This is a genomic window from Mycobacterium sp. IS-1264 (assembly GCF_001954195.1).
Taxonomy (GTDB): Bacteria; Actinomycetota; Actinomycetes; order Mycobacteriales; family Mycobacteriaceae; genus Mycobacterium.
This window is the reverse complement of the sequence record NZ_MBES01000078.1, coordinates 96,313-108,930: the sequence shown is the minus strand read 5'-3', so window position 1 is coordinate 108,930 and position 12,618 is coordinate 96,313. Positions and strand designations below refer to the sequence as shown.

The window sequence follows — 12,618 nt, the reverse complement described above, 5'->3', positions numbered from 1 at the left end:
TCAGGCGGTTACGTGAGCGGCATGCACGTCGTCGGCGGGCCGCGCCTCGGTCTGCTCCTTGGCCCAGCGGTAGTCGGGTTTGCCGGCCGGCGAGCGCTTGACCTCGTCGACCAGCCAAAGGCTGCGCGGCACTTTGTATCCCGCGATCTCGGAGCGTACGAAGCCGTCCAGCTCCGACAGCGTCGGCCGCGAGCCCGGCCGGGCCTGCACGACGGCGGCCACGTGCTGGCCGTAGCGGGGGTCGGGCACACCGACCACCAAGGCGTCGAAGACGTCGGGGTGGGCCTTGAGCGCGGCCTCGACCTCCTCGGGGTAGATCTTCTCGCCGCCGCTGTTGATCGACACCGATCCGCGGCCCAGCATCGTGACGGTGCCGTCCTCCTCGACCAGCGCCCAGTCTCCGGGGATGGCGTAGCGCACGCCGTTGATGGTCTTGAACGTCTCGGCGGTCTTCTTCTCGTCCTTGTAGTAGCCGACGGGAATGTTGCCCTTCTTGGCGATGAAGCCCCGCACGCCCGAGCCCGGCTTGACCTCGTTGCCCTCCTCGTCGAGGACGACGGTGCGGTGGTCGATCGTCACCCGCGGGCCGCCGCTGTGCGGCGCGTCCTTGGCGACGATGCTGGTGCCGCCGAAGCCGGTCTCCGAGGAGCCGATGGAATCGGTGATGACCCGGTTGGGCAACAGCTCCACCAGCTTCTCCTTGATGCTGGGCGAGAACAACGCCGCGGTGCTGGCAAGCACGAACAGCGACGACAGGTCGTAGTCGTTGTCCTTCTCGAGCGCATCGAGCAACGGCCGCGCCATCGCGTCGCCGGTGAAGAACAACATGTTGACCTTGTGTTTGTGAATCGTGCGCCACACCTCGTCAGCGTTGAATTCTGGTGCGAGCACGGTGGTTTGGCCGGCGAAGAGTGCCATCCAGGTGGCCGACTGAGTGGCGCCGTGGATCATCGGCGGAATCGGATACCGGACCATCGGCGGGTTCTCGGTGGCGCCCTTGGCGAGGTCGTACTCGTCCTTGACGAATTCGCCTGTGGCGAAGTCGGTTCCGCCGAGCAGCACCCGGTAGATGTCCTCGTGGCGCCACATCACGCCCTTCGGGAAGCCGGTGGTGCCGCCGGTATACAGCAGGTAGATGTCGTCGGCGCTGCGTTCGCCGAAGTCCCGCTCGGGCGCGCCCTGCGCGATCGCCGCGTAGAACTCGACGCCGCCGTAGCGCTGGTAATCGTTGTCGCTGCCGTCCTCGACGACCAGGATCGTCTTGACGTTCGGCGTCTCCGGCAGCACGTTGGCCACACGGTCGGAGTACTGGCGCTCGTGCACCAGCGCGACCATGTCGGAGTTGTCGAACAGGTAGCGCAGTTCGCCCTCGACGTAGCGGTAGTTGATGTTCACCAGGATCGCGCCCGCCTTGACGATGCCGAGCATCGCGATGACGATCTCGATGCGGTTGCGGCAGTAGAGCCCGACCTTGTCGTCCTTCTTCACCCCCTGGTCGATCAGGTAGTGCGCCAGGCGGTTGGCCTTCTCCTCGAGTTGCGCGTAGGTCAGTTTCTCGTCGCCGCAGATCAGGGCGACACGGTCGGGCACAGCGTCAATGGCGTGCTCTGCGAGATCGGCAATATTCAGGGCCACGGCCACCAAATTAGAACGTGTTACATTTCTTGACAAGCTCGTGCCCCATGTCGACGGAAAGGCGGTAGCCGTGGCCGACGCTCCAGCAAACGAACAGACCGGTCCCGACGCGCTGGTCGAGCAGCGCGGCCACACCCTGATCGTCACGTTGAACCGGCCGCACGCCCGCAACGCGCTGAGCACGGAAATGATGGAGATCATGGTCCAGGCCTGGGATCGCGTCGACAATGACGACGACATCCGGTGCTGCATCCTCACCGGGGCGGGTGGCTACTTCTGCGCGGGCATGGACCTCAAGACAGCAACCAAAAAACCGCCCGGCGATTCATTCAAGGACGGCAGCTACGACCCGTCGCGCATCGACGCCCTGCTGAAGGGCCGCCGGCTGACCAAACCACTCATCGCCGCCGTCGAAGGCCCCGCGATCGCGGGCGGAACCGAGATCCTGCAGGGCACCGACATCCGGGTCGCCGGCGAAAGCGCCAAGTTCGGCATCTCGGAGGCCAAGTGGAGCCTCTACCCGATGGGCGGGTCGGCCGTGCGGCTGGTACGGCAGATCCCCTACACGGTGGCGTGCGACCTGCTGCTGACCGGACGCCACATCACCGCCGCCGAGGCCAAGGAGATCGGCCTGATCGGCTACCTCGTCCCTGACGGGCAGGCGCTGACGAAGGCGCTGGAGATCGCCGAGCTCATCGAGAACAACGGCCCCCTGGCCGTGCAGGCGATCCTGCGGGCGATCCGCGAGACGGAGGGCCTCAACGAAAACGACGCCTTCAAGATCGACACCCAGATCGGTATCAAGGTGTTCCTGTCCGACGACGCCAAGGAAGGGCCGCGGGCTTTCGCCGAGAAGCGCAAGCCCAACTTCCAAAACCGCTAACCCGTTGCGCCGAACGTGTACTCAGGGCGGTTTTTTGGCCATTTCCTCGCCTTGAGAACACGTTCGGCGAAGGTGTCGGTGCCGATAGGCACACTTCGCGCATGCAGGGACCATTCGTCGGCAGCGAGGAGCTCGCATCGGGCGCACTGACGCGTCACCAGCTGCGCAGCCGATATGTCTCGCTGCATCCGGACGTCTACGTGGCATGCGGCACAAACCTCACCGCGGTACAGCGAGCCCACGCTGCCTGGCTGTGGTCGCGGCGGCGTGGGGTCGTCGCCGGCCTCTCGGCATCGGCACTGCATGGCGCCAGGTGGGTGGATGATCGGACGCCGGCGCAGTTGCTGTACGAGCACCGTCGTCCGCCGGCCGGCATCCACACCTGGTCGGACACCCTCGCGGACGACGAGACCCAAGCCATCGGTGAAATGCCCGCAACCACCCCGGCCCGTACCGCGTTCGACCTGGCCTGTCGTTATCCCGTCGGCAAAGCCGTGGCCGCTATCGATGCGCTGGCCCGAGCGACCGGGCTGAAGGTTGCCGATGCCGAATTGATCGCCGAACGGTACAAAGGCCACCGAAACATCCGGCGCGCGCGGCGTGCGCTGACCCTCGTCGACCCCGGTGCGCAGTCACCGCAAGAAACGTGGCTCCGACTACTGGTCATCGAGGCCGGTTACCCACCCCCGCAGACCCAGCTACCGGTCCAAGGCGAGTATGGAGAGCTTGTCGCCGTTGTCGACATGGGTTGGGACGACATGAGAATCGCACTCGACTACGAGGGACTCCACCACTGGACCGATCCCGAGCAATTCCGCAGGGACGTCGAGCGCTTCGAAGCGCTAGCGCAGCTGGGTTGGATCGCAATCCGGGTCACGGCCGGAAACACGCGCGGCGGCATCCTGGGACGATTGGCGGCGGCTTGGGCCCGCCGAACGTGAAGTCACGGTGAAAATTTGGCCTGATTCTCGCCCTGAGAACACGCTCGGCGCGGGTGGCTCAGCCCAGCGGCGCGCTCGGGGTGAAGGCCACCGGCATCTTCTCGAGGCCGGACACGAAATTCGCGGGCCGCAGGGGCAGCGCGGCGTCTGGAGACGCCAGCCGCAAGTCCGGAAGCCGTTGCAGCAGGCGGGTTTGCATGATCGACAGCTCCAGCCGGGCGAGCTGGTTGCCAAGGCAGAAGTGCGTCCCGAAGCCGAACGCGAGGTGGTTGTTCGGGTAGCGCTCGATGTCGAAGCTCTCCGGGTCGTCGAAGACCTTCTCGTCGAAGTTCGCCGACTCGAACAGCAGGATCATCTTCTCGCCCTGGTGCAGCGGCGTGCCGTGGAACTCGGTGTCGGCGGTGATGGTGCGCGCCATGTTCTTCACCGGCGCCGTCCAGCGCAGCATCTCTTCGATGGCGTTGGGCAGCAGCTCCAGGTCGTTGACCAGACGGCGGTGCTGATCGGGGTGCAGCAGCAGCTGCCTGGTCCCGCCGGACAGCGTGTGACGGGTGGTCTCGTCGCCACCGATCAGCAGCAGCACCTCGGTGACGATCTGATGGTCCTCCAGGCGTGATCCCTCGACCTCCGCGTGCACCAGGACGCTGACCAGGTCATCGGTCGGCTCCTCCTTGCGGGCCGCGATCATCCCCATCATGTATTCGGTGTAGGCGGCGAAGGCATCCATCGACACCTGGAAATCCTCTTGCGCCGCGGTGCTGCTCAAGAAGCTGACCAAATCGTCGGACCACTTGAGGAACATCTTGCGTTCCTCCGGGCGCACACCGAGCATGTCGCCGATTACCGCCATCGGAAGCGGCGCGGCCAGGTCCCAGACGAAGTCGCACTCCCCGCGCTCGCACACCGCGTCAATCAGCGTGTCACACAACGAAACGATCTTGGCCTCTTGGTCTTTCACGCGCTTGCGGGTGAAACCGGAGTTGACGAGCTTGCGGCGCAACAGATGTTGCGGATCGTCCATCTCGATCATCATCTCGACGCCGTCCTGGTCGGGTCGGATGCCACCGGCGTTCGAGAACAACTCGGGGTTGCGTTCGGCGTCGATCACGGCCTGATACGTCGACGCGGCGGCCAACCCGTTGCGGTCGCGAAAGACCGGCTCGTTCTCCCGCATCCAGCGGTAGACGGCTCGGGAGTCACCGGCGTAGAAAGCGCCGTCGGTGAGGTCGACGTCGGGTCTGGTCATCGCAGTCGTCATGAGATCTCCTGAGCGTCACCGAACGTCATCTGTACGTCCTCCACCGAGCTGGACAGCATCGCGCGCTTCGGAAGGCCCAGCGTAGCCAGCTCTTTCGCATACGGGTGATCGCCCAGCCGGACGCGCACTCCGCCGAATCGGGTGCGCACACCGTCAAGCGTGTGTTCGAACGCCGTCTCCCGGGTGACCCCGTCGCGGTGCGAGTAGGTGCGCTGCTCCTGCTGGCGCGGGGTCAGCGAAAACGGCAGGCCGCGACCGAATTCCATGTCGATCACCAGTTGCCCGTCGACAGTGCAGTCGAACCCGAACTGACGGCCCTCGCGAACGGTGAAGTCCGCCATGACTTTCGGGTAACCCCAGATCTTCGTTCCGGCTTCCAGCGTGAACGGCTGGTCGACGGGCAGGTGATGAATGAAGGCGCCCGCCGACTGCAGCGCGCGGGGCCCGCTCGCGTCCGATCCGGGCGGGTTGACCATCACGCTGGTCCCGAACTCGTGGTACTGGCCGAGGTCGCCGTCGATGTAGTGCATCAACATCAGGACCACGATCGCGCGCCCGGGCAGGTAACGGCAGACCCGCAGGCCGCTGTAGTCGATCATCCGCTGGGCGGCGCCGGCGTCCACCGAGAACATCGCCATGTGCTGGGTCGCCTTGCGGATCCGTACCGGCATCGTCAGTACGGTGCCCGCGATGGTGTGCTGCGAGGCTGTCATCGGGCCAATCTAGAACGCGTTCTACTGCCCTGGCAAGGAACGCCTAAACCAGCGTGGCAAGCTCGCTGATCTGCGCGGCAGTGCGCCCGTTGACCACCATCATGGTCACGCCCGCGGCCTCCCACACCTTGACCTGCTCACGCACGTAGTCAATATCGCCGACGATCGCGGCGTCGTCGACGAGTTCGTCCGGGATGATCTCCGCGGCCTTGTCCTTCTGGTTGCTGCGGAAGAGTTTCGTCACGTCGTCGACGACCTCGGCGTAGCCCATCCGGCGGTAGACGTCGGCGTGGAAGTTGGTGTCCTCGGCGCCCATGCCGCCCATGTAGAGGGCCAGATAGGGCTTCATGGCCGCGAAGGCGGCGCTGCGGTCGTCGGTGATGACGATGGTGGCCGTCGCACAGACCTCGAAGTCCTCGCGGCCGCGGCGCGCCCCGGGCCGGGCGAACCCTTCGTCGAGCCACTCGTTGTACATGCCGGCCAACCGCGGGGTGTAGAAGATGGGCAGCCAGCCATCGCAGATCTCGGCGGCCAGCGCGACATTCTTCGGCCCCTCGGCGCCCAGCATGATCGGGATGTCGGCGCGCAACGGGTGGGTGATGGGCTTCAGCGGCTTGCCCAGGCCGGTCGTGCCCTCTCCGCTCAGCGGCAGCGGGTAGTGGGGGCCGTCGCTGGTCACCGGCTTCTCCCGGGCCCAGACCTGCCGCAGGATGTCGACGTACTCCCGGGTGCGGGCCAGCGGCTTGGGGAATCGTTGGCCATACCAGCCCTCCACCACCTGCGGGCCGGAGACGCCCAGACCGAGGATGTGCCGGCCGCCGGACAGGTGATCGAGGGTCAGCGCCGCCATCGCGCACGCCGTCGGGGTGCGCGCGGACAGCTGAATCACCGACGTGCCCAGCCGCAGCCGCTGCGTCGACGAGCCCCACCAGGCCAACGGGGTGTAGGCGTCGGATCCCCACGCCTCGGCGGTGAACACGGCGTCGAAACCGGCCGACTCCGCCGCGGCGACGAGTTCCCCGGCATTCTCCGGCGGCGAAGCGCCCCAATAACCCAGCTGCAAACCCAGCTTCATGACGTTCGCCCTTCCAGCCGACCCGATGTTGAAACCATTCTTAGAACCTGTTCTACTCGAAGGCGTGACACCCAGTTCGAGCGGCCCGACCCTGATCGATCACCCTGAGCCACCACTCTCCGCGCCACTGACGTTGTCCTTCGACTACACCCGTTCGGTCGGCCCCACGCTGAGCAAGTTCTTCACCGCACTGCGTGAGCGCCGCATCCTCGGGGTGCGCGGATCCGATGGCCGGGTACACGTACCTCCGGCGGAATATGACCCGGTTACCTATGAGCCGCTGGGCGAGATGGTACCGGTGTCGGCGGTCGGGACCGTGGTGTCCTGGGCCTGGCAGCCCGAGCCGCTGGAAGGCCAGCCGCTGGACCGGCCGTTCGCGTGGGCGCTGATCAAGCTCGACGGCGCCGACATCCCCCTGCTCCACGCGGTGGATGCCGGCGAACCCGCGGCGATCAAGCGCGGCGCCCGGGTGCACGTGCACTGGGCCGACGAGCCGGTGGGTGCGATCACCGACATCGCGTACTTCGCCCTGGGCGGGGAGGCCGAGCCGGTGCCGGAGCAAACCGAGGGCGACCGGGAACCGGTCACCGTGATCGTCACGCCCATCGAGATGACGATCCAGCACACCGCCTCGCACGAGGAAAGCGCGTACCTGCGCGCCATCGCCGAGGGCAAGCTGCTGGGCGCGAAGACCGGCAAAAACGGCAAGGTCTATTTCCCGCCGCACGGCGCGGATCCCGCCACCGGCCAGCCCACCACCGAGTTCGTCGAGCTGCCCGACAAGGGCACGGTGACGACATTCGCGATCATCAACATCCCGTTCAAGGGTCAGCGCATCAAACCGCCCTACGTGGCGGCCTATGTGCTGCTCGACGGCGCCGACATCCCGTTCCTGCATCTGGTCGCCGATATCGACGCGCACGAGGTGCGGATGGGCATGCGCGTCGAGGCGGTGTGGAAACCTCGCGAGGAGTGGGGTTTTGGCATCGACAACATCGAGTACTTCCGGCCGACCGGCGAACCCGACGCCGACTACGACACCTACAAGCACCACCTGTAAAGGGCTTACCTGCAATGAGCGCTCGCAACGTTGCGGTCGTCGGCTTTGCCCACGCCCCGCATGTCCGCCGCACCGACGGCACCACCAACGGCGTCGAGATGTTGATGCCGTGCTTCGCCGAGCTCTATGAAGAACTCGGCATCTCCCAGGCCGACATCGGCTTCTGGTGTTCAGGTTCTTCGGATTATCTTGCCGGACGGGCGTTTTCGTTCATCTCGGCGATCGACTCGATCGGCGCGGTTCCGCCGATCAACGAATCGCACGTCGAGATGGACGCGGCGTGGGCCCTCTACGAGGCCTACATCAAGATCCTGACCGGCGAGGTCGACACCGCGCTGGTGTACGGCTTCGGCAAGTCCTCGGCCGGAACCCTGCGCCGTGTCCTGTCGCGGCAGACCGACCCCTACACCGTCGCGCCGCTCTGGCCGGACTCGGTGTCGATCGCGGGGCTACAGGCCCGCATCGGAATCGACGCCGAGAAGTGGAGTTTCGAGCAGATGGCGCGCGTCGCCCTGGATTCCTTCGCGCAGGCCAAGCGGGTGGACTCCGTCGAATCCGCGATCACCATCGACGATTTGCTCGACCGGCCGTTCTTCGCCGACCCACTGCGGCGCCACGACATCGCCCCGATCACCGACGGTGCCGCGGCGATCGTACTCGCGGCCGACGACCGCGCCCGTGAATTGCGCGAAAACCCCGCCTGGATCACGGGAATCGAACACCGCATCGAGACGCCGGTGCTGGGCGCACGCGACCTCACCGAGTCGCCGTCGACGACGGCCGCGACCAAGGCGGCCACCGGCGGACACATCCGCAACCTCGACGTCGCCGAAATCCATGCGCCCTTCACCCATCAGCACCTGATCATCGCGGAGGCGATCCGGATTCCGGGGGCGACGAAGGTCAATCCGTCCGGCGGCACGCTGTCGGCCAACCCGATGTTCGTCGCCGGTCTTGAGCGCATCGGATTTGCGGCCCAACATATCTGGGATGGGTCGGCCCAGCGTGTGCTGGCGCATGCCACCAGCGGACCGGCGCTGCAACAGAACCTGGTCGCGGTCATGGAAGGGAAGAACTGATGGCCGGTGCGGGAGCGGTCCTCGCCGCGGTACTGGGTACCGGGCAGACCAAGTATGTCGCGAAGCGGCAAGACGTTTCGATGAATGGCCTGGTGCGCGAGGCCATCGACCGGGCGCTGGCCGACTCAGGGTCGACCTTCGATGACATCGACGCCGTCGTGGTCGGCAAGGCGCCCGACTTCTTCGAGGGCGTGATGATGCCGGAGCTGTTCATGGCCGACGCCATGGGAGCCACCGGCAAGCCACTGATCCGGGTGCACACCGCGGGCTCGGTGGGCGGATCCACCGGCGTGGTGGCGGCGAGCCTGGTCCAGTCGGGCAAGTACCGGCGCGTGCTGGCGATGGCCTGGGAAAAGCAGTCGGAATCAAATGCCATGTGGGCGTTGTCGATTCCGATTCCGTTCATCAAGCCGGTCGGCGCCGGCGCGGGCGGCTATTTCGCCCCGCACGTTCGGTCGTACATCCGCCGGTCGGGCGCTCCGTTGAACATCGGCGCCATGGTCGCGGTGAAGGACCGGCTCAACGGGGCCCGCAACCCGCTGGCGCACCTGCACCAGCCCGACATCACCCTCGAAAAGGTGATGGAGTCCCCCATGCTGTGGGACCCGATCCGCTACGACGAGACGTGCCCGTCGTCCGATGGCGCGGCCGCGGTCGTCATCGGCAACGAGGAGATCGCCGAATCCCGGTTGGCACAAGGACATCCGGTCGCGTGGATCCACGCGACCGCGCTGCGCACCGAGCCGCTGCAGTTCTCGGGCCGCGACCAGGTCAGCCCGCAGGCGGGCCGGGACGCGGCCGCCGCGCTGTGGAAGGCGGCCGGCATCACCAGCCCCATCGACGAGATCGACGCCGCCGAAATCTACGTCCCGTTCTCGTGGTTCGAGCCGATGTGGTTGGAAAACCTCGGGTTTGCGCCCGAGGGCGAGGGCTGGAAGCTCACCGAGGCCGGCGAGACCCGGATCGGCGGGCGGCTCCCGGTGAACCCGTCGGGCGGCGTGCTGTCGTCGAACCCCATCGGCGCGTCGGGCCTGATTCGCTTCGCCGAGGCGGCAATCCAGGTGATGGGCAAGGGTGGGGATCACCAGGTGCCGGGCGCGCGAAAGGCCTTGGGGCACGCCTACGGCGGCGGCTCGCAGTACTACTCGATGTGGGTGGTCGGCGCCGACAAGCCCGAAAGGGGTTGACAATGACGGAGACTCAGCAAGAGACCAAGAACCCCGCCCACGAGGCCGGCCGCCGGTCCCGCGAGGCCGTCATCGCCAGGGACAAAGAGGCGTGGCTGGCGGTGTTCGCCGACGACGCCATCGTCGAGGACCCGATCGGGCCGTCGCCGTTCGACCCGGAGGGCAAGGGGCACCGGGGCCGCGACGCGATCTCGGCGTTCTGGGACAAGGCGATCGCCCCCACCACCAAGATCGAGTTCGTCTTCCGCGACACCTACCAGTGCGGCAACGAGGAAGCCAACGTCGGGCACATCCTGATCACCACGGGCGACTACCAGACCACCGCGGAGGGCGTGTTCACCTACAGGGCCGACGACGAGGGCAAGATGCTCGCCCTGCGCGCGTACTGGGAGATGGATCGCGCGGTCGCCAACACCAAGAAGGTCTAGATCGGCGGCCGACCGTGAAATCCACGACGCGACACGCCGGTTGAGTGTCGCAGGCTGCACGCTCGGCGCCTGAAGCCGCGGGTGGCAACGCCTAGATCGGCTCCAGCCCGGCGATATGCCGCTGCGCCAGGTCTCGATAGGCCTGCGGGTTGAGGTTGACCCACATCTCCGCGCCGGTTCCGGCGATCGGCCCCTTCACCTGGGCCGGCGATCCGACGGCCAGCATCCCCGCCGGAATCTGGGTGCCCGCCAGCACCAGCGACCCGGCCGCGATCAGGCTACGCGCGCCGATCACCGCGCCGTCGAGAACGGTGGCGTGGTTGGCGATCAGCGCCTCGGACCCGACGTGGACCCCATGGATGCAGCACAGGTGCGCCACCGTCGCGCCGGGACCGATGTCCACCGGGATGCCCGGCGGCGCGTGCAGCACCGAACCGTCCTGCACGTTGGCGCCCTCGCGCACCACGATGGGCCCGTAGTCGCCGCGCAGCACGGCGTTGAACCACACCGACGCGCCCGCCTCGACCGTGACGTCGCCGATCAGGGTGGCGGTCGGGGCCACGAACGCGGTGGGATCGATCCGGGGCGAGCGACCCTCGAAAGAGAACAGCGGCATCGTTTACATATACCGCAGCGCGAATATCACGTGGCCAGACGCACCGTCATTGCGCATGGCGACCGCAAAACTGTAACGTGTTCTAGTTAGAGGGCTCGCAAGTTGGAGGTGACAGGTGAGTACCGATACCAAAGCGGTCGGCATCCGGGAAATCGATCCCGGCCCCTTGCCGACCAGGTACGCCCGCGGCTGGCACTGCCTGGGCGTCGCAAAAGACTTCCGGGACGGTAAGCCGCACTCGATCGAGGCGTTCGGCACCAAGCTGGTCGTTTTCGCCGACTCGCACGGAGACCTGAAGGTGCTGGACGGCTATTGCCGCCACATGGGCGGTGACCTGTCCGAGGGCACCATCAAGGGTGACGAGGTCGCGTGCCCGTTCCACGACTGGCGCTGGGGCGGCGACGGCCGCTGCAAGCTGGTGCCGTACGCCAAGCGCACGCCGAAGACGGCGCGCACCCGGTCCTGGACGACCGACGTGCGTGGTGGCCTGCTGTTCGTCTGGCACGACCACGAGGGCAATCCGCCGGACCCCGCGGTCCAGATCCCCGAGATTCCGGAAGCCCACAGCGACGAATGGACCGACTGGCGATGGAACAGCGTCCTGATCGAGGGTTCCAACTGCCGCGACATCATCGACAACGTCACCGATATGGCGCACTTCTTCTACATCCATTTCGGTTTGCCGACCTATTTCAAGAACGTCTTCGAGGGCCACATCGCTTCGCAGTACCTGCACAACGTGGGCCGGCCGGACGTCAACGACCTGGGCACCTCGTATGGGGAGGCGCACCTGGATTCGGAGGCGTCCTACTTCGGGCCGTCGTTCATGATCAACTGGCTGCACAACAAATACGGTGACTACAAGGCCGAGTCGATCCTGATCAACTGCCACTACCCGGTGACGCAGAATTCGTTCGTCCTGCAGTGGGGTGTCATCGTCGAAAAGCCCAAGGGCATGGACGAAAAGATGACCGACAAGCTGTCGCGGGTGTTCACCGAGGGCGTCAGCAAGGGCTTCATGCAGGACGTCGAGATCTGGAAACACAAGACCCGCATCGACAACCCGCTGCTGGTCGAGGAGGACGGCGCCGTCTATCAGCTGCGCCGTTGGTATCAGCAGTTCTACGTCGACGTCGCCGACATCCAGCCGGAAATGGTGGAGCGCTTCGAGATCGAGGTGGACACCACGCGCGCCAACGAATACTGGAACGCCGAGGTCGAAGAGAACCTGAAGGCGCGGGAATCCGAGCCCGCATCCGACGAGGTACCCGCCGAACAACACTAGGCCCATGTCCGAAGATCAGCCCGCGGTCCCCGACGTCGACCGACTCGCGCGTTCGATGTTGTTGCTGCACGGCGATCATCACGACCACGACGAGCGCGACGCCCCGACCAGCCGCGGCGGTGGATCCTGGTCGAAGTCAAGAGATTTCGCCAACGACCCGCAGCGCGCCGCCCAGGTCGCCGACGCCACCCGCGCCGACCGCGAGCGCTACCTCACCTCGGGGCTGCTGCCGGTGGATTGCCGGTTCTGCCACGTCACGGTCACCGTCAGACGGCTGGGCCCGGGCCACACCGCGGTGCAATGGAACAGCGAGGCGTCGCAGCGGTGCGCACACTTCGCCGAAGTGCGCCAGTCCGGTGGGGATACCGCGCGCACCCGGTCCTGCCCAAAGTTGAGCGACAGCATCGAGCACGCGGTCGCGGAGGGTTATCTGGACTCGGTTCCGGAGGACTACTAAG

General features: G+C 66.3%; 13 protein-coding genes. 8 read left to right on the top strand and 5 right to left on the bottom strand.

The features are described 5' to 3' along the window. The gene (locus tag A5744_RS20690; RefSeq protein WP_076064237.1) at positions 1-1,641 is read right to left on the bottom strand and encodes an acyl-CoA synthetase; all 1,641 of its coding nucleotides are present in this window, start codon (positions 1,639-1,641) and stop codon (positions 1-3) included. 64 nt (positions 1,642-1,705) lie between these two features. Here A5744_RS20690 and A5744_RS20685 point away from each other — a divergent pair, with 64 nt between their 5' ends. Both A5744_RS20685 and A5744_RS20680 read left to right on the top strand, forming a co-directional pair. Further along, the gene (locus A5744_RS20685; RefSeq protein WP_076064236.1) at positions 1,706-2,518 is read left to right on the top strand and encodes a crotonase/enoyl-CoA hydratase family protein; all 813 of its coding nucleotides are present in this window, start codon (positions 1,706-1,708) and stop codon (positions 2,516-2,518) included. Between the two features lie 101 nt (positions 2,519-2,619). Continuing rightward, a complete protein-coding gene (locus tag A5744_RS20680) occupies positions 2,620-3,459 on the top strand; it encodes a hypothetical protein (RefSeq protein WP_076064235.1) in 840 nt (279 codons plus the stop codon). Between the two features lie 58 nt (positions 3,460-3,517). On the opposite strand, the gene A5744_RS20675 is transcribed toward A5744_RS20680, so the two are convergent. From A5744_RS20675 to A5744_RS20665, 3 genes are read right to left on the bottom strand one after another with little or no spacing between them, the layout of a single operon-like run. After that, a complete protein-coding gene (locus A5744_RS20675; protein ID WP_076064234.1) occupies positions 3,518-4,717 on the bottom strand; it encodes a cytochrome P450 in 1,200 nt (399 codons plus the stop codon). Continuing rightward, entirely contained in the window at positions 4,714-5,430 is a 717-nt protein-coding gene (locus tag A5744_RS20670; RefSeq protein ID WP_076064233.1) for an acetoacetate decarboxylase family protein, read from the bottom strand. Before A5744_RS20670 ends, A5744_RS20675 begins: the two co-directional genes overlap by 4 nt. A gap of 43 nt (positions 5,431-5,473) precedes the next feature. Then, a complete protein-coding gene (locus A5744_RS20665) occupies positions 5,474-6,505 on the bottom strand; it encodes an LLM class F420-dependent oxidoreductase (protein ID WP_076064232.1) in 1,032 nt (343 codons plus the stop codon). A 64-nt stretch (positions 6,506-6,569) separates the two neighbouring features. Here A5744_RS20665 and A5744_RS20660 point away from each other — a divergent pair, with 64 nt between their 5' ends. From A5744_RS20660 to A5744_RS20645, 4 genes are read left to right on the top strand one after another with little or no spacing between them, the layout of a single operon-like run. After that, entirely contained in the window at positions 6,570-7,565 is a 996-nt protein-coding gene (locus A5744_RS20660; protein ID WP_076064231.1) for an OB-fold nucleic acid binding domain-containing protein, read from the top strand. Between the two features lie 14 nt (positions 7,566-7,579). Then, positions 7,580-8,644 (top strand): thiolase domain-containing protein, encoded by a 1,065-nt coding sequence (locus A5744_RS20655; protein WP_076064230.1) that lies wholly within the window; start codon positions 7,580-7,582, stop codon positions 8,642-8,644. Continuing rightward, the gene (locus A5744_RS20650) at positions 8,644-9,831 is read left to right on the top strand and encodes a thiolase domain-containing protein (protein WP_076064229.1); all 1,188 of its coding nucleotides are present in this window, start codon (positions 8,644-8,646) and stop codon (positions 9,829-9,831) included. The genes A5744_RS20655 and A5744_RS20650 overlap by 1 nt, the downstream gene beginning before the upstream one ends. A gap of 2 nt (positions 9,832-9,833) precedes the next feature. Further along, positions 9,834-10,259, top strand: coding sequence for a nuclear transport factor 2 family protein (locus A5744_RS20645; RefSeq protein WP_076064228.1), 426 nt, complete (start codon positions 9,834-9,836; stop codon positions 10,257-10,259). A gap of 91 nt (positions 10,260-10,350) precedes the next feature. Here the strand turns inward: A5744_RS20645 and A5744_RS20640 are convergent, their stop codons facing one another. Next, on the bottom strand, positions 10,351-10,875 hold the full coding sequence (locus A5744_RS20640) for a gamma carbonic anhydrase family protein (protein WP_076064227.1): 525 nt from the start codon (positions 10,873-10,875) through the stop codon (positions 10,351-10,353). Positions 10,876-10,990: 115 nt separating this feature from the next. On the opposite strand from A5744_RS20640, the gene A5744_RS20635 reads away from it, so the two are divergent. Together A5744_RS20635 and A5744_RS20630 are read left to right on the top strand one after the other, a co-directional pair. Next, positions 10,991-12,160 (top strand): Rieske 2Fe-2S domain-containing protein, encoded by a 1,170-nt coding sequence (locus tag A5744_RS20635; RefSeq protein WP_076064226.1) that lies wholly within the window; start codon positions 10,991-10,993, stop codon positions 12,158-12,160. A 4-nt stretch (positions 12,161-12,164) separates the two neighbouring features. Next, positions 12,165-12,617: a hypothetical protein gene (locus A5744_RS20630; RefSeq protein ID WP_076064225.1), complete on the top strand. Its 453-nt coding sequence runs from the start codon at positions 12,165-12,167 to the stop codon at positions 12,615-12,617. Position 12,618: the final 1 nt, after the last annotated feature.